Annotated in this window: 19 protein-coding genes; all 19 read left to right on the top strand. The window is 61.5% G+C overall.

Features of this window, described 5'->3' with window-relative positions:
• Positions 1–73: 73 nt before the first annotated feature.
• The 19 genes from Q1A74_RS15045 to Q1A74_RS14955 all read left to right on the top strand — a co-directional run bounded on the left by Q1A74_RS15045 (position 74) and on the right by Q1A74_RS14955 (position 18879).
• A complete protein-coding gene (locus Q1A74_RS15045; protein ID WP_299597957.1) occupies positions 74–820 on the top strand; it encodes a hypothetical protein in 747 nt (248 codons plus the stop codon).
• 88 nt (positions 821–908) lie between these two features.
• Entirely contained in the window at positions 909–2570 is a 1662-nt protein-coding gene (locus Q1A74_RS15040; RefSeq protein ID WP_299597954.1) for a M28 family metallopeptidase, read from the top strand.
• Between the two features lie 250 nt (positions 2571–2820).
• The gene (locus Q1A74_RS15035) at positions 2821–3582 is read left to right on the top strand and encodes a beta-ketoacyl synthase chain length factor (protein ID WP_299597952.1); all 762 of its coding nucleotides are present in this window, start codon (positions 2821–2823) and stop codon (positions 3580–3582) included.
• The gene (locus Q1A74_RS15030) at positions 3575–4393 is read left to right on the top strand and encodes a 1-acyl-sn-glycerol-3-phosphate acyltransferase (RefSeq protein WP_299597950.1); all 819 of its coding nucleotides are present in this window, start codon (positions 3575–3577) and stop codon (positions 4391–4393) included. The genes Q1A74_RS15035 and Q1A74_RS15030 overlap by 8 nt, the downstream gene beginning before the upstream one ends.
• Positions 4390–4650, top strand: coding sequence for a phosphopantetheine-binding protein (locus Q1A74_RS15025; RefSeq protein ID WP_299597948.1), 261 nt, complete (start codon positions 4390–4392; stop codon positions 4648–4650). The genes Q1A74_RS15030 and Q1A74_RS15025 overlap by 4 nt, the downstream gene beginning before the upstream one ends.
• A 34-nt stretch (positions 4651–4684) precedes the next feature.
• Entirely contained in the window at positions 4685–4936 is a 252-nt protein-coding gene (locus Q1A74_RS15020) for an acyl carrier protein (protein ID WP_299597946.1), read from the top strand.
• Entirely contained in the window at positions 4936–5520 is a 585-nt protein-coding gene (locus Q1A74_RS15015; RefSeq protein WP_299597943.1) for a hypothetical protein, read from the top strand. The genes Q1A74_RS15020 and Q1A74_RS15015 overlap by 1 nt, the downstream gene beginning before the upstream one ends.
• Positions 5521–5547: 27 nt before the next feature.
• Positions 5548–7332: an AMP-binding protein gene (locus tag Q1A74_RS15010; protein ID WP_299597942.1), complete on the top strand. Its 1785-nt coding sequence runs from the start codon at positions 5548–5550 to the stop codon at positions 7330–7332.
• Entirely contained in the window at positions 7325–8065 is a 741-nt protein-coding gene (locus tag Q1A74_RS15005) for a glycosyltransferase family 2 protein (protein WP_299597939.1), read from the top strand. Before Q1A74_RS15010 ends, Q1A74_RS15005 begins: the two co-directional genes overlap by 8 nt.
• Entirely contained in the window at positions 8062–8988 is a 927-nt protein-coding gene (locus Q1A74_RS15000) for a hypothetical protein (protein WP_299597937.1), read from the top strand. Before Q1A74_RS15005 ends, Q1A74_RS15000 begins: the two co-directional genes overlap by 4 nt.
• Positions 8985–10547: a histidine ammonia-lyase gene (gene hutH / locus Q1A74_RS14995; protein WP_299597935.1), complete on the top strand. Its 1563-nt coding sequence runs from the start codon at positions 8985–8987 to the stop codon at positions 10545–10547. Before Q1A74_RS15000 ends, hutH begins: the two co-directional genes overlap by 4 nt.
• Positions 10537–11013: a thioesterase family protein gene (locus Q1A74_RS14990; RefSeq protein WP_299597933.1), complete on the top strand. Its 477-nt coding sequence runs from the start codon at positions 10537–10539 to the stop codon at positions 11011–11013. Before hutH ends, Q1A74_RS14990 begins: the two co-directional genes overlap by 11 nt.
• Positions 11014–11015: 2 nt before the next feature.
• A complete protein-coding gene (locus tag Q1A74_RS14985; RefSeq protein ID WP_299597931.1) occupies positions 11016–11696 on the top strand; it encodes an outer membrane lipoprotein carrier protein LolA in 681 nt (226 codons plus the stop codon).
• A gap of 8 nt (positions 11697–11704) precedes the next feature.
• Positions 11705–14047, top strand: a complete 2343-nt coding sequence (locus Q1A74_RS14980) for an MMPL family transporter (protein WP_299597929.1) — start codon at positions 11705–11707, stop codon at positions 14045–14047.
• On the top strand, positions 14044–15273 hold the full coding sequence (locus Q1A74_RS14975) for an NAD(P)/FAD-dependent oxidoreductase (RefSeq protein WP_299597927.1): 1230 nt from the start codon (positions 14044–14046) through the stop codon (positions 15271–15273). The genes Q1A74_RS14980 and Q1A74_RS14975 overlap by 4 nt, the downstream gene beginning before the upstream one ends.
• A 14-nt stretch (positions 15274–15287) precedes the next feature.
• Positions 15288–16454, top strand: a complete 1167-nt coding sequence (locus Q1A74_RS14970; RefSeq protein ID WP_299597925.1) for a beta-ketoacyl-ACP synthase — start codon at positions 15288–15290, stop codon at positions 16452–16454.
• Positions 16454–16924, top strand: a complete 471-nt coding sequence (locus Q1A74_RS14965; protein ID WP_299597923.1) for a hotdog family protein — start codon at positions 16454–16456, stop codon at positions 16922–16924. Before Q1A74_RS14970 ends, Q1A74_RS14965 begins: the two co-directional genes overlap by 1 nt.
• The gene (gene fabG / locus Q1A74_RS14960; RefSeq protein WP_299597921.1) at positions 16925–17653 is read left to right on the top strand and encodes a 3-oxoacyl-ACP reductase FabG; all 729 of its coding nucleotides are present in this window, start codon (positions 16925–16927) and stop codon (positions 17651–17653) included.
• On the top strand, positions 17653–18879 hold the full coding sequence (locus tag Q1A74_RS14955; protein ID WP_367275411.1) for a beta-ketoacyl-ACP synthase: 1227 nt from the start codon (positions 17653–17655) through the stop codon (positions 18877–18879). Before fabG ends, Q1A74_RS14955 begins: the two co-directional genes overlap by 1 nt.
• Positions 18880–18883 lie beyond the last annotated feature (4 nt).

Here is an 18883-nt window from a genome sequence, read left to right as displayed (position 1 = left end):
GTTCGTTCCGCGGTAAACGACGCAGAAAACCCGATGTCCGGCAGGGAGCGCCGATGAGGAGCTTGTCGAGACCATGCATATCGCTTACCCAGCACCGCTGCCGCACGGCCATATCCATCAGGTATTGCCGGATTTTTTTGTGGTGCGCGGCACCGCCCGGATCGCACCGCGGGTGGTGGTCAATCGCAATATGGGCATCCTGCGCAACGGCGACGATCTGTTACTGGTGAATCCAATACGCCTGCGGCGCCTGGAAGAAGAGCGCCTGTGCGAGCTCGGACGCGTGCGCCAGGCGGTGCGGCTCGGTTACTACCACGGCTGTGACGATCTCTACTATCGCGATCGCTTCAATGTCTTCTTCTGGCGCCAGGCGCACTCAGATCACTACCCGCTGCCCCCCGCCGACCAGTTTCTCACCGACGGTGGCACCTGCCCGGTAACCGGTGGGCGGGTGTTTGAATTCAGCAACAGCCGGGTACCGGAAGCGGCACTACTGATCCCTCAGGCGGGCGGCCTGCTGCTCACCTGCGATGCACTGCAATTCTGGAGCGGCTGGACCGGCTGCAGCTGGGCCGGCAAGTGGATGTTGCGCATGAGCGGTGTACACCAGGGTATGCAGGTGGCCCCTGGCTGGTGCCGGCGTGCGACCCCCGAACACGAGAACAACCAGCGCTGGCTGGCGGCGGATTTCCAGCGCCTGCTGAATCTCCCTTTCTACCACCTGCTCGGCGGCCACGGTGATTTCTGTGCAGATCGCGCGCACGAACTTGCCGAAAACGCCGTGGCCAGCAGCTTTATGAGACTTGCCCCACGCCATTGATGTCCGCCAATCGCCGGTGTCGGCCATAGGGGACGTGATAAGCTCCGGTTCATTCCATAAGTTCAAGAATGACTCCGACGAGCCCCGCATGAGAATAAAACGACTTGCCGGCCGCACTGTTGCGGTGGGTATTCTGGCCGCGCTGATTGGCGTGGGCATCAGCTCCTGTAACAGCGTGCGCGGGCTTCTGCCCATCCCCAGCGCGGATATGGAGAAAATGCGCGCAGATGTGGAGTACCTGTCTGCGGACGCACTGGCGGGGCGCCAGACTGGCAGCGCCGGTTATCAACAGGCGGCCGACCACGTGGCCGCCCGGTTCAGGGCACTCGGCCTGCATTCCATCACCGGCGATGACTACTTCCAACCCGTGCCTTTCCGCGAGGCCCACTGGGGCGATAGCAGGGCGACCCTGATGTTGCACGGCCGCGACGGCGACATCACGTTTGAGTTGGGCGAAGATTTTCTTGCCTCCCCACCGTCGATCGGCGAAGACACAGCCACTTCCGCAGGCCTGGTATTTGTGGGGTACGGTATCGAAGCGCCGGACTACGGCCTCGACGATTACGCCGGGCTGGATGTACAGGGAAAAATCGTCGTGGTGTTGGATGGCCGACCGCTCCAGTTGCCGAACGAAGTGGGTGCCCACTACGCCTCCGGTCGCACCAAGCGCGACACGGCCGCCCGTCGCGGCGCCGTGGGTTATATCAGCCTGAATACACCGACCCGCGAGGCGCGCCGCCCCTTCGCACGTTCTGTCGACCACCTGAACGACCCCAGCTTCGACTGGCTGCGTGCGGACGACATTCCCGGCAATGCCATTCCCGGCATGCACCCGGGCGTCGTGCTGGACATGCCCGCCGCCAAACAGCTGTTTATGGGCGCACCGCGCAGCCTCGACACTGTGTACACCGAAATGAAAAACGGTGTCGTGCCCAAGGGATTCCCGCTGCCCTACAGCGCCACGCTCACCAGCAGTGCCGAGCACCGCAAGATCATCAGCCCCAACGTGGTGGGCCTGCTGCCCGGCAGCGATCCAACCTTGAAAGACGAGTATGTGATTTTTTCCGCACACCTGGACCATATCGGCCCCAGTGGGGGTGGCGAAGACGCCATTAATAACGGTGCCCAGGACAATGCCGCGGGCATCGCCGTAATGCTGGAAGTCGCGCGGCTGTTTACGGAATCCGGCCGCGCCCCGCGCCGCTCGATTCTATTCGTCGCGGTGACCGCCGAAGAAGAAGGCCTGCTGGGCTCCGATTACTTCGCCCAGCACCCGCCGGTGCCACCAAAATCCATGGTGGCGAACATCAACCTGGATATGCCCATGTTGCTGTATCCGTTCAGAGATGTGATCGCCTTTGGCGCTGAGCACTCAAGCCTGGGTAAAACCGCCGCCCGCGCCGCCGAGCGCACCGGCCTGAAACTGAGCCCGGACCCGATGCCGGAGCAGGTGATTTTCGTGCGCAGTGACCACTACAGCTTCGTGCGTCAGGGGGTACCCGCGATCTACCTGATCACCGGCCGCGAAGCCATCGACAAGAACATCAACGGCACCGAAGCCCAGGTCGAATTTCTCCAAACCCGCTACCACCAGCCTGGTGACAAGGCCGACGAACAGGTCAACTACATCGCCGCTCAGCAATTTGCCGAAGTGAACTATGCAATTGCGCGGGAAGTGACGGACGGGGATAAAAAGCCGCGCTGGAAGCGGGGAGATTTTTTTGGGGCGCTTTACGCGCGAGGCGACTGAGGCGGCTCACAACAACCCATGTGGCACATGGATATAAGGACTGACTGAAGCGTTTTGGTCGGAATTGGTTCAAATGCACTATGTGCAGCTGGTAGAAATTGGTCAGTTTGTGTACCATTCTGGGCCGCGTCGGCGGCCGAGGTTGTTTTATCCGCCAGGCAATTTGAACATTTTCCCAATGCCGGTAACCAGGGCTCGTGCCGGCATCTGGCTTTTTTGAGGGGTGGGGCTCGGCTCCATTGAAAAACTGGTGTCTGAATTCACAATATCCGCATGGCGCGCCTGGGCGCCAGGGGTCAGCGATGCCACCGATTGGCAGCGCTGGCGCAACGGCGAGTTAGACTTCGCCGAACAGGCAATCCCCGACGCCAGCTTCCTGCCGGCCATGCAGCGCCGTCGCCTGAGCCTCCTGTCCAAGGCCGCCATGGCCACCGCACACCCGCTGCTGAACGGGCGGGATATGCCGGTGCTCTGCTGCTCCGTGCACGGTGAGGCCAAACGCACCTACGCCCTGTTACAGGATGTGGCCGCCGGTGAACCGCTGTCGCCCACGGCCTTCGGCCTCTCGGTACACAACGCCATCGTCGGCCAGCTCTCCATTTCCCTCGGCGTTCATGCGCCGGCCCTGGCACTGGCCGGTGGTGACTACCCGCTGCTCAGCGGACTGCTGGAAGCCGCCGGCATGCTGGCGGAAGGCATAGCGGGCACCGATGAATTGCTGCTGCAATTTTACGAAGAGCCGCTGCCGGAGCTTTACCTGCACAACACCGTCAGCCCCGCGCGCATCTGCGCCACCAGCCTGCTTCTCAAGGCCGGCGCAGGTAGTGAGGGTGGATATACGGCGCGTTTGAAAAATGGATCACCGCAAGCGGCAGAATCCGCCTTTTCTCAGCCGGAGTACCAGCTGCCGCTGATCGCCGCGCTGGTGGATGGCGCGGGGAATTTGCCCCTGGGGCAGGGCTGGACGCTGGAACTGGCGCGGAATGAAGATCGCGGAGCGACCAATGTCTGAATCGGCCAATACCACTTCTGCCACAACGCATATCAAGATGCCCGGCAATCGGCGTCGCGACCGCTACTGGTTGCGCCTGCTGGCCACCGCCACCGCGTTCAGCCTGTTTGGGCTCGGCGGCCTGGTGTTGCGGTTTGTGCTGTTCCCGCCGCTAAAGCTGGTTTATCGCGATCAGGCCGTGCGCCAGCGCAAGGCGCGCAGCATGGTGCAGTGGGCTTTCAAATCTTTTATCGGCTTTATGCATGTCACCGGTATCTATACCTACCGCATGCACGGCGAGGAAAAGCTGCGCGAGCCCGGCCGCTTGGTGCTGGCCAATCACCCGTCGCTGATCGATGTGGTGTTTCTGATTTCGCGCACGCCCAATGCCAACTGCATTGTGAAAGCCAGCCTGTTCCGCAACCCGTTTATGCGCGGCGCGGTGACCACCGCGGGTTATATCCCCAACGACGATCCGGAAAAAATCATCGCCATGGCCGCGGAATCCCTGCGGCGCGGTGAGAGCGTGGTGCTGTTCCCCGAGGGCACCCGCACGGTGCCGGGCAAGGCGCTGCGGCTGCAGCGGGGCGCCGCTTATATGGCCCTGCGCGCCGGTGTGACACCGACCCTGGTGACCATTCGCTGCAATCCGCCGATGCTGATGAAGAATGTGCCCTGGTACAGCATTCCCAAGTCCCGGCCGCATTTTGAATTTGATATTACCGATGGCGAGCAGCTGATTCCGGTTCGGGAACTGGACGAAACGCCGCTCGCGGCGAGAAAAATTACCAACCAATTAAAAGTGTATTTCACTGAGGAGCAAGCGGCGTGAGCAATCTGGTTGAGGAACTCAAGGTTCTGATTATCGACGTGCTGAACCTGGAAGACGTAACCCCGGCAGACATCCAGGCGGATGAGCCGCTGTTTGGCGAAGGCCTCGGTCTCGATTCCATCGACGCCCTCGAGCTGGGCCTGGCCCTGCAGAAGAAATACAACATCAGTATCGATGCGGAAAACGAAAACACCAAAACCCACTTTGCCAGTGTGAACAACCTGGCGAAATTTGTGGCGGAAAGCCAGGGCGCCTGATCCGCATCGGGCACCGGAAAACAGAGAAAAAAAGATGTTTGAAAACAGAGAAGCCATTTTTACCCAGCTGAAGGACATCCTGGTTGAGATGTTTGAAGTGGAGCCGGACGATGTCAGCGAAGACGCGCATCTGTCCGACGACCTGGATATCGACAGCATCGACGCGGTCGACCTGATCGTGCGTCTCAAAGAACTCACCGGCAAAAAAATTGCGCCGGAAGAATTCAAGAGCGTGCGCACCGTCGGTGACGTGGTCACCGCGATCGAAAAGGTCGTGGCCGAGTAATGTCGCGGCTGGCGCAGGCTGTTCTGGTACTCGTGGTAACCGCGTATCCCTTCGCGGTCTACTTCGGTATCCAGTACCTGTCCCTCGGCTACCTGCTGGCACTGTTGCTGGCAGTGGCAGGGCTGCGCCTGGTATTTATGCTGCGCGGCAACGCCAAAGACAGTGCCGGCGGGCGCATCGGCGCCGGTGCACTGGCAGCCATTCTTGCAGTGCTCGCTGCCACCAGCTGGTTGCGCGGCGATAGCGCAGGTCTGCTGTGGTACCCGGTATTCTGCAACCTGTTGATGCTGGGCATTTTTGCCCACAGCCTGCTGTTCCAGTCGCAGAGTGTTATCGAGCGGCTGGCGCGGATTCGCGAACCGGATCTGCCGGAGAGCGGTGTAGCCTACACCCGCCGGGTCACCCAGGTGTGGTGCGGATTTTTCCTGGTCAATGGCCTGATTGCCACGGCCACCGTACTGCACGGTGACCTGGACCTGTGGGCCCTCTACAACGGCCTGCTTTCCTATCTGCTGATGGGCCTGTTGCTTGCGGTTGAGTGGCTGGTGCGCGGTCGCGTGCGCCGTCAAGCCGCGGCCTCCTGAGCGAGCGGTGGTTTTATGGAGCGCGCGATGCAGTGGCAAGAAATATTTGGCTATTCCACAGACGATGCGATCTTCTGTATCGGCGCCGACGGCCGCGCCATTTCCTTCGCGGAATTCAAACGCGACCTGGCCGATGCCAGTGCCTATTTAAGCGAATTAAGCGAATCTAAACAGTCGTCGACACTGAAGCGCGCTGCACTTTACTGTACCGATACCTACGTATTCTGCGTGTGGCTGTTCGCCGGCCTCGGCTGCGATCTGCAGCTGGTGATTCCCGCCAACAACAAGCGCGCGACCGCGTCGGCGCTTGCCAACGCAATTGACGGCATCGACCTGTGGTTGGGCGAATGGCCCGCGCAGGAAGCCGCTGTTGCGACTCCGGCGCTGGCGGACGCACCGCAAGGCGCGCTGCCGCAGGCGTTTACCGGCACCCTGCAACTGTTTACCTCGGGCAGCAGTGGCGAGCCGCAGCGCATCGATAAAACCCTGCCGCAGCTGATGGCAGAAATCAGCGCGCAACAGCAGCAGTGGCAGGCCATCACCGCCGGTTGCACGGTGCTCGCTACCGTCAGCCACCAGCATATTTACGGTTTACTGTTCCGCCTGTTGTGGCCACTTGCCAGCGGTCGCCCGTTTGCGGGGAAAACCTATGTGGATGTGGCGGCACTGCTGGACGATGCCGAGCGCCTGACACCGGCACTGTGGGTGGCAAGCCCCGCACAACTGAGCCGCCGTAACGACGCCTGGCCCTGGCACAAGGCGGAACATCTCAGCGGTATATTTTCTTCCGGCGGACCACTGGCCGTGGACGACGCCGCCGCGATTGCCGCGCTGAGCGGGCACTGGCCGCTGGAGATTTACGGCAGCACCGAAACCGGCGGTATCGCCTGGCGGCAACAGCAGGATGGCAACATCCTGTGGACACTCCTGGCCGGCGTGGCGCTGGATACCTATCAAACTGCGGAATCGCAAACGCCGCTTTTGCACGTGCAGTCCCCGTGGGTTGAATCCGGCTTTGCCACCCAGGACTGCGTGGCGTTTGTGGGCGAGCGCTTTGAACTGCGCGGCCGCGCCGATGCCATCGCCAAGATTGAAGAAAAGCGCATTTCCCTTACTCAGGTGGAACAACTGCTATCGGCGTCACCACTGGTGGCCAGTGCGAAGGTACTGGTGCTGCCTAAAAATGCGGAGCGCAGCCGCGATCTACTGGGTGCGCTGGTGGTGCCAACGCGCGTAGGCGCACTTGAATTAAGCCAGCAGGGCAAGTCTGCACTGATGCGCAAACTGCGCGCCTGGCTGGCGCCAGACCTGGACGGCGTGGCACTGCCGCGCTCCTGGCGGTTTGTGCGCGAAATCCCGGTCAATCAACAGGGCAAAAGCCCGAGAGAGCTGTTGATGCAAGCGTTTGAAAACGACCACGAATTTTCCGTGCCGGCGGCGATGCTGCCGCAGGTAGAAGCCACCGAAATCGATCGCGACGACAATCGCGATGACAATGCACAGCCAAAACGTGCGCGCGCGATGCTGCGTATCCCCGCGGATTTACCATGCCTGCCGGGGCACTTTGATACCGCACCGGTGGTGCCCGGCGTGGTGCAGATCGACTGGGCGGTGCACTTCGGCAAGCAGTTGCTGCAGATTCCCGGCGAATTCGCCGGTATGGAAAATATTAAGTTCAAGCAGTTGCTGGTGCCCTTTGAACAAGCAGAGCTGGAGCTGTCCTTCGATACCGAGAAGCAAAAACTCAGCTACCGCTTTTTCTGGGAAAGCGATGAATTCAGCAGCGGCAAACTGAGTTTCCAGCATGCCTAGGTTCTGCTTTGTCATCCCAGTGTACAACCACGAGGGCGCCATCCCCCCCACCGTGGAATCCCTGCGGGCATTCCAGCTGCCCTGCGTACTGGTGGACGACGGCAGCCATGCCCCTTGCCGCGAAGTATTGCAAACACTCGCCGCTGAAAATCCAGATTGGGTGCACCTTGTGGTGCGCGAGAAAAATGGCGGCAAGGGCGCGGCGGTAAAATCTGGCCTGCGCGCGGCACTCGAACTTGGCTACAGCCACGGCATCCAGGTCGATGCCGATGGCCAGCACAACCCGGCGGATATTCCCCAGTTTATTCAGCACAGCGGCGAGCAGCCCGGTGCGCTGGTGTGCGGCTACCCGGTGTACGACGAGAGCGTACCCCTGGGCCGGTTTATCGCCCGCTACCTCACTCACGTGTGGGTGTGGATCAATTCTCGCTCCCTGGAAATCAAAGATTCCATGTGTGGTCTGCGCAGTTATCCACTGGCACAGACGGTGACCCTTATCGACGAGGAATACACCGGCGACCGCATGGACTTCGACCCGGAAGTGTTGGTGCGCTGGCACTGGCGCCGCTACGGCCTGGTGCAGTTGCCGGTAAAGGTCTGCTATCCGGTGGACGGCGTTTCCCACTTCCGCGGCTTCCACGACAACTGGCTGATCTCCGCCATGCACACGCGGCTGTTCTTCGGCATGTTGGCGCGTTTGTTCCGCCGCCCCGCTAAGCGGGTGGTGTTATGAGCGCGCTGCACTGGTCCCGTTACCGCGAGCAGGGTTTTTTCCTTGGGATCAAATTCCTGTTTCTGCTGCACCACCGCCTCGGTCCCATCGCGTTCAAGATCGCGGTGTACCCGGTGGTTCTGTGTTATTTCCTGAAAAACGGCGCCGGCCGCCGCGCCATTCGCGAATACCTGGGCCTCTTTTCCCGGCGCTTTCCTGAGTCCGGTGTGCGCTCCACTTGGTACACCGCATTCCGTATTTTTCTGAATTTTGCCGACAGCGCGCGGGAAAAGCTCGAAGCCTGGTTTGTGGGCATTCCGCGCAGCTGCATGAACTTCCCCAATCAGGCGTATCTGCACAGTCTGGCGGAGCAGGGCCAGGGCGGTATTCTGATTGGCTCCCATCTCGGCAACCTGGAGGTGTGTCGCGCACTGGGCAGCTTCCACTCCAGCATGAAAGTGAACGTGCTGGTGCACACCAAGCATGCGAAAAAATTCAACCGCATGATGAAGCTGCTCAACCCCAGCAGCCAGCTGCGCCTGACCCAGGTGACGGAAATTTCCCCGGCGCTGGCGATGCAGTTGTCCGAGTCCGTAGAGCGCGGTGAATTTGTGGTGATTGTTGGTGACCGCACGCCGGTGGATTCTATCGGCCGCACCTGTGAGGCGGAATTTCTCGGCCGCAAAGCGCCTTTCCCCCAGGGGCCGTATATTCTCGGTGCGCTGTTGCGTTGCCCGGTGTACACCCTGTTCTGCCTGCGCACCGATGCGGGCTACGACATTCATCTGGACAAGCTCTGCGACAAGGTGGTCATGGAGCGGGGCAATCGCGAAGCCCATATTCGCGAACTGATCGCGACCTACGCAGCCCGCCTGGAGCAGTATTGCCAAAAGGCGCCCCTGCAGTGGTACAACTTTTATCCCTTCTGGAATCAAGCCTTATGAACAGCGCAGTCATGCAGCGTACCCCGGTGCTCTTTGACGGTAGCCCGTTGAGTGTCGAGCAGATCAACGCGATCGCGCGCGGCAAAGCGGATGTGAAACTCTCCACCGACGAGCAATTTATTGCGCGCATCGAAAAGGGCGTCCAGTTTCTCGACCAGCTGTGGCAGCAGGAAGGGGTGATCTACGGGGTGACCACCGGTTACGGCGATTCCTGCACGGTGAATATTCTCGGTGACCTGGTGGAAGAGCTGCCGCGGCACCTGTACACCTTCCACGGCTGCGGCCTGGGGGATATGTTTACCCTGGAACAGAGCCGCGCGATTGTCGGCGCGCGCATGGCGAGCCTCGCCCGCGGCAGCTCCGGGGTGCGCTATGAACTGCTGCAACAGCTGGAACTGTTGCTGCAGAAAGACATTATTCCGGTGATTCCCCAGGAGGGCAGCGTCGGCGCCAGTGGCGACCTGACCCCGCTGTCCTATGTGGCCGCGGTGCTGGCCGGTGAGCGCAAGGTGTGGTTCCGCGGCGAACAGCACAAGACCGCCGAGGTTTTTGCCGAGCAGGGCATAGCGCCGCTGAAACTGCGCCCGAAAGAGGGCCTGGCGATCATGAACGGCACCGCGGCGATGACCGGCCTCGCGTGCCTCGCCTACAGTCGCGCGGAATACCTGTGTCAGCTGAGCGCGCGTATTACCGCGCTGATGAGCGTGGCCCTGCAGGGCAATGCCTACCACTTCGACAATGCGCTGTTCGCGGTCAAACCCCACCCCGGGCAAAACCAGATCGCGCGCTGGATTCACGACGACCTGAACGTGGGCGACGCGCCGCGCCAGTGCAGCCGCCTGCAGGATCGCTACTCCCTGCGCTGCGCGCCCCATGTCATCGGTGTACTGCAGGATTCCCTGCCGTGGCTGCGCCAGTTTATCGAGACCGAACTGAACAGCGCCAACGACAATCCGATTATCGATGGCGAACACGAGCAGGTACTGCACGGTGGCCATTTCTACGGCGGCCACATCGCCTTCGCTATGGACAGCCTGAAAAATGCCGTGGCCAACTTGGCGGACCTGCTGGACCGGCAGATCGCCCAGCTTGCGGATATCAAATTCAACAACGGCCTGCCGGCCAACCTCACCGGCGCCACCGGCGAGCGCCGCCCGCTGAATCACGGTTTCAAGGCGGTGCAGATCGGCGCAAGTGCCTGGACCGCGGAAGCGCTGAAGCAGACCATGCCGGCGAGTGTTTTCTCCCGCTCCACCGAGTGCCACAACCAGGACAAGGTGAGCATGGGCACCATCGCCGCACGGGATTGCGTGCGCGTACTGCAGCTCACCGAACAGGTCACCGCCGCCGCTCTGATCATGTCCTGGCAGGGCGTGCAGCTGCGATTGCGCGCCGACCAGGTGCGCGAAGACAGCCTGTCCGGCGGTGTGCAGGCCACCCTGCAACAGGTGGCGGCGACGTTTGAATTTTTGGAACAGGATCGCGAGCTGGAGCCAGACCTGCGCAAATTTATTGACCTGATCCAGCAGCGTCACTGGAGGTTGTACGGTGACCAGTAAAAAACACGTCCCCGATCACTGGTGGGCAGAGATCGAACTGGAAGTGCCTTTCCACGATGTGGATATGATGGAAATCGCCTGGCACGGCCACTACGTCAAATATTTTGAAATCGCCCGCTGCGCGCTGTTCGATCAACTGGATTACAACTACCGCCAGATGCGGGATTCCGGCTACGCCTGGCCGGTGATCGACCTGCACGTGCGCTACGTCAAACCCCTGCGCTTTGGCCAGGTGGTGCGTGTGCGCGCGCAGATTGCGGAATACGAAAACCGGCTCAAGGTCAGCTACCAGGTCTTTGACCGCGACAGCGGTGAGCGCTTGACCAAGGGCCATACCATGCAGGTGGCGGTGGATATGCGCACGGAAGAAATGCAGTTCGCTTCACCAACGATCCTGCTGGAAAAACTGGGTGTGGCAAAGACTGCACAAGAGTCCTTGGTCGCAGTGGAAACCACCGGGGCTTGAATATGAAACAGCAACGTCGAACATCTTTTGGGTTCATTGTCGCAACCGCGGTGGCCGGCTTGCTGTTTGGCAGCCTGGGCGCACATGCGCAGCATGCACAACAGGCGCAGCAGGTTAATGCGGATGCGACCCGGCAGGTTACCGTGGAAGCCCTGGAGAAAATTTCCCGGCAGCTGCATCAGCCAGCACAGATGCGGGGAGAATTTCGCCAGCAGAAAACCCTGCCCAATCTGCCGCGCCCGCTGCAGTCCGAGGGCAAGATTTCCCTGTCCCAGCAGCACGGCATCAGCTGGCGCACCCTGCAGCCGGTGGCCTCGCATATTGTGATGGGCGGGGAAGGTAAGGGCGGATCTTCCAGCGCCTTTTCCCGGCAGATGGCCGAGCCCATGATGCATATCCTGCACGGCGATTTTGCCGCACTGGAGCAGATGTTTTACGTGGATGCCGGTTACGAAAAAGACCCGGCAACCGCCGAGGCCGGCGACAGCTGGAAAATGTCTCTGCGTCCGCGCAACGCGCGCCTGCAAAAATATCTGAATGCCATCGAAATTTTTGGCAACGACTCGGTGCAACGCATCCGTCTGCTGGAAGGCAATCAGTCGGTCACTGATATTGAATTTCTCAATCTGCAGCCGGTCACCGCGCAGGACGCGCAGTTTCTCGCCGAATTTGATTCGGACTGAGGCGGCGCATGAAACGGCGACTGGCTCTGTGGTTACTGCTCAGTGGTGTGTTGGCTCTGGTCACCGCGCTGCGCTTCAGTGACGGCTGGCTGCAGACCGATATCGTCGCACTGGCAGAAGACGAGTTGGCCGCAGGCCTGGACGAGAGCACCGCAAGCGCGGTCAAGCGTGCCAACCAGCAGTTCCAGCAGAGTCTGATCTGGCTGCTGGCCGCAGAAGACGGCGAGGGTGATCCTTCGGCGACGCAAAAACTGGTCGCTGCCACCGCCACCCTCGGCGAACAGCTGCAGGCCAGCAGCGCGGTCACCGAGTCCACCTTCCGCTGGGGCGCCGACCGCGAGCGGGCCGACCTCTGGCAATTCCTGTTTCCCCTGCGCGGGCAGCTGCTGAGCCACACCGTCCGCGCACAACTGCAGCAAAACCCTGAAGCCGTTACCCGGCAACAACTGCAGTTTATTTTCAGCCCCCAGAGCGCCGGCACCCAGCTGGATCTGGAGCGGGATCCGTTTTTCACCTTTCAGCATTTTGTTACCGCGGAGAACAGCGCGGTCAGCAACAGTGTTGCCGCACTGATCGACAATATTCCCATCTATCAGCAGGGCAACACCCTGTTTACCCTGGTGCGTAGCCAGGGCAAGCCGCTGGAATTACGCGGCAGTGTGCACACTCCGACCCTGAAACTGCGGGACGAACTGCAGCAATGGGCCGCAGGGCAGAACCTGCAATTGCTGGTGGCCGGCGCACCGCTGCATTCCGAATATGCCGCTGCCGGTGCCCAGCGTGAAATCCGTCTGATCGGCGGCTTTTCCATAGTGGCGATTCTGCTGTTGTGCATCGTGACCTTCCGCTCCCTGCGCCCGCTGCTGCTGTGCCTGTTCGCCATCGGCTGCGGTATCGCCACGGGCACCGCGGCGGTGATCGCGTTGTTGGGGAGCATGCACATCCTTGCGTTTGTGTTCGGCACCACGGTCACCGGCCTCGCCATCGATTATGCCTTCCACTTTATCTGCAACCGCTTGCGCCCGGATGCGGGGCCGGCGAATGAAAATAGTCATAAAAAAGACCGGGATATCATGCCCGGCCTGGTACTGGGATTACTGTCCAGCTGTCTGGCCTTCTTTGCCCTGGCGCTCACACCTTTCCCACTGCTGCAGCAGATGGGTGTATTTGTGGGCTTTGGCTTGCTGGGCGCTTGGCTGACGGTCGTGTTGCTGTTTCCCGCGCTGCTGAAAGTGCGCCCGCGGCCCGTCGATTTTTCCGCGATCTTTTCCCGCCTGCCCCGCTGGGTCTATCCCTCTGCCATCGCGCTGATGGTCGCTGCGGGTATCGGTGGCATTGCCATTGCCAAACCGGCCAACGACCTGGGCCTGTTCTATCAGCCGCCGCAACAGTTGAAAGCGGAAGAACAGCGTATCAACGCGCTGCTGCCGGTGCGCCCGGCCTCGGCCTATTTTCTGGTGCGCGGCAGCGATGAAAACACCTTGCTGGAGCGGGAAGCGGCGCTGACCGCGTGGCTCGATGCGGCGACAAGTCAAACGATCAAGGGCTATTCCGCACTGTCTGCCTTGCTGCCGGCAGAATCCGTGCAGCAGCAAAACCACGCGCTGCTCGCCGGTTTTTATCGCTCCGCGACCGTTTCAAATTTTTATCAGCAGCTGGGATACACCGGTGAGGAAACTGCAGCACTGGTGCAGGGGCTGCAGCGTCCGTTCCAGCAGGTACCGGTTTCCCAGTGGCAATCGCAGTTACCGCAAACCCACCGCCAGTTGTGGCTCGGCTGTCAGGCGGGGGAGTGCCTGTCACTGGTGCGTATTTTTGGTGTGAAGCCGGAATTTGATGGGAACGCGCTCAGCAAAAATCTGCCCGGGGTAAGTTTCCAGAATCCTCCGGCCACCATCGCCGCGGTGCTGGAAAAGCAGCGCGATCAACTGTTAATGCTGCTGCCGCTGATTCTGCTGATCGCCACCCTGGTGATCGCACTGCGCGCGGGCTGGCGCGGCGCGCTGGCGATTGCAGCGCTACCACTGGCGGCGGTGTCCTGTGCGTTTGCCGCTGCGTCGCTTTTCAGCGCGGGGATCAATCTTTTTCATGTGGCGGCGCTGCTGCTGGTATTCGGTATCGGTGTGGATTACGCGGTGTTCGGTTATTTCAGTCACCGCAAAGAGGCCAGTTATACGCTGCTGGCTATTCTGCTCGCGGGCATTACCACGCTACTGGGTTTCGGATTGCTGGCGCTGTCGCAGACGCCGGCCATTGCGGATTTTGGTTTTACCCTGGCGGTGGGCACGGTGGCAACACTGACCCTGGCCGCCCTGGTGTTTTCAACGGGATTTTTCGGAGGTAACAGGTGAAGGAATGCCAGGCTGATGTTTTGGTAATTGGTGCCGGTCCGTCCGGGGCCATTGCCAGTGCGCTGTTGGTGCGCAAGGGCTGGAAGGTGGCGGTAATCGAGCGGCAGGAATTTCCGCGCTTCTCTATTGGCGAAAGCCTGCTGCCCCAGTGCATGGAATTTATCGAACAGGCGGGCATGCTGGACGCGGTCAACGCCGCCGGTTTTCAGTTTAAAAACGGCGCCGCCTTCGAATGGGCTGGCGCGCGCACCGCGTTCGATTTTCCCGACAAATTTTCCCCCGGTCACGGCACCACTTTTCAGGTACAGCGCGGCAACTTCGACAAGTTGCTGGCGGATGAGGCAGAAAAACAGGGGGCGGAAATCCATTACCGCCACACCATCGTGTCCGCAGAAATCGAGCCGGGTAATGCACGGCTGATCGCCGAGTGCGATGGCGAGCAGGTGGCCTTCACCGGCAAGTTTGTGCTGGATGCCAGTGGTTTCGGCCGCGTGCTGCCGCGCCTGCTGGACCTGAACCGGCCATCGGATTTCCCGGTGCGCCAGTCCGTGTTCACCCATGTGCAGGACAACATCGATGAGCCCGGTTTCGACCGCGACAAGATCCTGATTACCGTACATCCGGAACAGCGGGATATCTGGTACTGGCTGATCCCCTTCGCCGGTGGCCGCGCGTCCCTCGGCGTGGTGGGCAAGCAGGAACAGATCGAGGCACTGGGGAAAACCCCGGAAGAAATCCTGCGCGCGGCGGTGGCCGGCTCCCCCAATCTGGCCACGACCCTGGAGAACGCCGAGTTCGATACTCCGGTGCAGCGCATTACCGGTTACGCCAGCGATGTAAAATCCCTCACCGGTCCGGGCTTTGCCCTGCTGGGCAACGCGGGGGAATTCCTCGATCCGGTGTTCTCCTCCGGCGTCACCATCGCCATGAAATCCGCCCAGCTCGCCAGCGATTGCCTGGACCGGGAGCTGCGTGGGGAGACCGTGGACTGGCAGGCCGAATTTGCCGCGCCGCTAAAAGCGGGTGTCGATGTGTTCAAGGTATACGTCACCGCCTGGTATGAAGGGACTTTCCAGGATGTAATCTTTCATCCCAACCCGCAGCCGGAGATCAAGCGCATGATCTGCTCGATCCTCGCCGGTTACGCCTGGGATACCAACAATCCCTATGTGGCCAGCGCCGGGCGCCGCCTGCGCACCCTCGCGGAAATCTGTGCCCGGGACTGAGAACGAACAGAGATATGCCCGATTATTATCTGAACCATATGAGCCTGACCTGCGCTCTGGGTACCGCCACCGACGGGGATGCCGACGCACTCGCCGAGCGTCTGTTCCGCGGCGACATCGACGGCATGCGCCAGGGCAGCCCCTGGCTCGGCCCAGAGCACAGCCGCTTCGGTGCCGTGGAGTTGGCATTGCCGCAAGTGCCCGCGCACCTGGCGGAATACGACTGCCGCAACAATCGCCTGGCACAGCAGGTGGTGTCCGGCCTGCAGCAGCCACTGGAGCACCTCATCGAGCGTGTGGGTGCATCGCGCATTGGCGTGGTGATGGGCACCTCCACCTCGGGGATTGCCAGCGGCGAGCAGCACCTCGCAGATCCGGGCCAGAAAAATTATCGCTACCGCTATCAACAACAGATGGCTGCGCTGGCAGAATACGTCGCCCGCTATCTGCAGCTGGACGGCCCGCGCCTGACGGTGTCCACTGCCTGCTCGTCCAGCGCCAATGCCTTCGCCAGTGCGCGCCGGCTGTTGGCCATGGACGTATGTGATGCGGTGGTGGTCGGCGGCGTGGATACCCTGTGCGGGATGACCGTGACCGGGTTCAACGGCCTCGGTGCCCTGAGCGCGGGGCATACCCGCCCGTTCAGCGCCGACCGCGATGGCATCAATTTGGGGGAGGCCGGGGCCGTGTTTATCATGAGCCGCGAGCCCGGCCCGGTGCGTCTATGTGGGGTGGCGGCGAGCTCCGATGCGCACCATATGTCGGCCCCCGATCCCGAGGGTTGCGGTGCCGAGGCGGCCATGGCGGGCGCATTGCAAGATGCCGGTCTGCAGCCCGCGGATATCGGTTATCTCAATCTGCACGGTACCGGCACACCGCAGAACGACAGTATGGAAGGCCGCGCGGTGAGTCGGCTGCTGGGCGAGGCGACACCCTGTTCGTCCACCAAGCCCATGACCGGGCACACTCTGGGGGCGGCGGGCGCACTGGAGGCGGCATTCAGCTGGCTGGCACTGACCCGCGGCCAGCTGCCACCCCACTGTAACGGTGGCGACCGCGACCCGGCACTGCCGTCACTGAATCTGGTGCGCGCGAGCAACGGCTCGGTCGCACCGCGCTATGTAATGAGTAACTCCTTTGCCTTCGGCGGGAGTAACTGCTCACTGATACTGGGAAACTAATGGAACAGAATCCATCATCCCCGGCCCAGCCCTATAGTGCTGAGGAACTGGTACCCCACAGCGGCGATATGTCGCTGGTGGACGAGGTGCTGGAGGTGCAGGAAGAAACCCTGCGCGCTCAGCTCACCGTGCGCGACGACGGCATCTTCAGCCGCAACCGGCGCGTACCCGCCTATGTGGGGATCGAATATATGGCACAGTCCGTGGCCACCTTTTCCGGCTACCACGCACGCCAAGCCGGTAAACCGGTGCAGTTGGGGTTCCTGCTCGGCACCCGCCGCTTCGCCAGCAACGTGGCCTGGTTTGAGTGCGGCAGCCAACTGCAGATTACCGTGGAGCGCCTGTTGCAGGCGGAAAACGGCATGGCGACGTTCGAGTGCCGCCTTAGCGGCAAAGGCATCGAACAGACCGCGCGGCTGAACGTGTATCAGCCGGATAACATCGAAGAATACCTGAAGGAAAAACGCTGAATGTCTGATTGGGTACTGGTAACCGGCTCCAGCCGTGGCATCGGGCGCGCCATCGCCCTGTGCCTGGCCAACGATGGATTCAATATTGTGCTGCACTGCCGCAGCCGCCGCGAAGAGGCGGAGCAGGTGGGTAGCGAGATCGTGGCGCTGGGTCGCGAAAGCCGCATTCTGCAGTTTGATATTCTCGATCGCGATGCCGCCCGCGCCGCTCTGGAGGCGGATGTGGAAGCCCACGGCGCCTATTATGGTGTGGTGTGCAACGCCGGCCTCACCGCCGACAACGCCTTCCCGGCAATGCCCGCGGAAGACTGGGACCGCGTAGTACACACCAATCTCGACGGTTTCTACAACGTGCTGCACCCGCTCACCATGCCCATGGTGCGCCGCCGCAGTGGTGGCCGCATTGTGGTGATGACCTCCGTGTCCGGCATCGCCGGCAACCGCGGCCAGGTGAACTACTCCGCCTCCAAAGCCGGCCTGATCGGCGCCAGCAAGGCGCTGGCGCTGGAGCTGGCCAAGCGCAAGATCACCGTCAATTGCGTCGCTCCCGGCTTGATCGATACCGATATGGTCAACGACGACCTGCCGATGGATGAAATCATGAAGATGATTCCCGCCCGCCGCCTGGGCAAACCGGAAGAGGTGGCTGCCACCGTCTCCTTCCTGATGGGCGAACACGCCGGCTACATCACCCGCCAGGTGATCTCGGTCAACGGTGGGCTCTGCTGATGAAACGGGTAGTGGTTACCGGCATGGCCGGACTGTCGCCGATCGGTCAGGATTGGGCCTCCATCGAAGCATCCCTGCGCGGGCGCCAGTCCGGTGTGGTCTATATGGATGACTGGGACAAATACGAAGGGCTGAATACCCGCCTGGGTGCCCCGGTAAAAGGCTTTGAAAAGCCCGCGCACTACAACCGCAAGCGGGTGCGCAGCATGGGCCGGGTTTCCCTGCTGGCGGTGCGTGCCACCGAACTGGCCCTGGAAGATGCGGGCCTGCTGAATGACACCATCATCAACAGCGGCCAGGCGGGTGTTTCCTACGGCTCCTCTGCCGGTACCCCGTCCGCCATCGGCGATTTCGGCAACATGCTGATCAACCATCGCACCGATGGCCTGAACGCCACCAGCTATATCAAAATGATGGCGCACACCGCGCCGGTGAACATCGGCGTCTTCTTCGGCATGTGCGGCCGCGTGTACACCACCAGCTCCGCCTGCACCTCCGGCAGCCAGGGCATTGGCTACGCCTATGACGCCATTCGCTGCGGCAGCCAGACGGTGATGGTGGCCGGCGGTGCGGAAGAGCTGTGCGCTACCGAGGCGGCGGTGTTCGACACCCTGTTTGCCACCTCCACCAATAACGACGCTCCCGGCACCACCCCGCGTCCCTTCGACAAGAACCGCGACGGTCTGGTGATCGGCGAAGGTGCTGGTACCCTGATCTTGGAAGAGTACGAACACGCCAAGGCCCGCGGCGCGCGCATCTATGCGGAAATCGTCGGCTTCGGCACCAACTCCGACGGCCGTCACGTCACCCAGCCCCAGGCGCCCACCATGCAGATCGCCCTGGAGCAGGCCATGGACCAGGCCGGCATCGACGGCAGCGCCATCGGTTACGTAAGCGCTCACGGCACCGCCACCGACCGCGGCGACGTGGCCGAGACCCGCGCCACCCGCGAAGCACTCGGCCGCGCCGTGCCCATCAGCTCCATGAAAAGCTACACCGGCCACACCCTCGGCGCCTGCGGTGCGCTGGAAGCCTGGGCGAGTATCCAGATGATGCACGGTGGCTGGTTCCACCCCACCATCAACCTGCAGGAAGTCGATCCGGAATGCGCGGATCTGGACTACATTCAGGGGGATGGGCGCGCGATTGATACCGAGTATGTGATGAGTAATAACTTTGCCTTCGGCGGTATCAATACCTCGCTAATTTTCAGAAAACTAGACTAATAAA

It is taken from the genome of uncultured Microbulbifer sp. (genome assembly GCF_947504145.1).
Classification (GTDB): domain Bacteria; phylum Pseudomonadota; class Gammaproteobacteria; order Pseudomonadales; family Cellvibrionaceae; genus Microbulbifer.
This window is presented reverse-complemented; position numbering and strand designations above follow the sequence as displayed.

Excerpts from the sequence above, each read along its gene's own strand:
- Q1A74_RS15045 (WP_299597957.1), top strand. The coding sequence starts at position 74 with ATGCATATCGCTTACCCAGCACCGCTGCCGCACGGCCATATCCATCAG.
- Q1A74_RS15040 (WP_299597954.1), top strand. The coding sequence starts at position 909 with ATGAGAATAAAACGACTTGCCGGCCGCACTGTTGCGGTGGGTATTCTG.
- Q1A74_RS15030 (WP_299597950.1), top strand. The coding sequence starts at position 3,575 with ATGTCTGAATCGGCCAATACCACTTCTGCCACAACGCATATCAAGATG.
- Q1A74_RS15020 (WP_299597946.1), top strand. The coding sequence starts at position 4,685 with ATGTTTGAAAACAGAGAAGCCATTTTTACCCAGCTGAAGGACATCCTG.
- Q1A74_RS15015 (WP_299597943.1), top strand. The coding sequence starts at position 4,936 with ATGTCGCGGCTGGCGCAGGCTGTTCTGGTACTCGTGGTAACCGCGTAT.
- Q1A74_RS15010 (WP_299597942.1), top strand. The coding sequence starts at position 5,548 with ATGCAGTGGCAAGAAATATTTGGCTATTCCACAGACGATGCGATCTTC.
- Q1A74_RS15005 (WP_299597939.1), top strand. The coding sequence starts at position 7,325 with ATGCCTAGGTTCTGCTTTGTCATCCCAGTGTACAACCACGAGGGCGCC.
- Q1A74_RS15000 (WP_299597937.1), top strand. The coding sequence starts at position 8,062 with ATGAGCGCGCTGCACTGGTCCCGTTACCGCGAGCAGGGTTTTTTCCTT.
- hutH (WP_299597935.1), top strand. The coding sequence starts at position 8,985 with ATGAACAGCGCAGTCATGCAGCGTACCCCGGTGCTCTTTGACGGTAGC.
- Q1A74_RS14985 (WP_299597931.1), top strand. The coding sequence starts at position 11,016 with ATGAAACAGCAACGTCGAACATCTTTTGGGTTCATTGTCGCAACCGCG.
- Q1A74_RS14980 (WP_299597929.1), top strand. The coding sequence starts at position 11,705 with ATGAAACGGCGACTGGCTCTGTGGTTACTGCTCAGTGGTGTGTTGGCT.
- Q1A74_RS14970 (WP_299597925.1), top strand. The coding sequence starts at position 15,288 with ATGCCCGATTATTATCTGAACCATATGAGCCTGACCTGCGCTCTGGGT.
- Q1A74_RS14965 (WP_299597923.1), top strand. The coding sequence starts at position 16,454 with ATGGAACAGAATCCATCATCCCCGGCCCAGCCCTATAGTGCTGAGGAA.
- fabG (WP_299597921.1), top strand. The coding sequence starts at position 16,925 with ATGTCTGATTGGGTACTGGTAACCGGCTCCAGCCGTGGCATCGGGCGC.
- Q1A74_RS14955 (WP_367275411.1), top strand. The coding sequence starts at position 17,653 with ATGAAACGGGTAGTGGTTACCGGCATGGCCGGACTGTCGCCGATCGGT.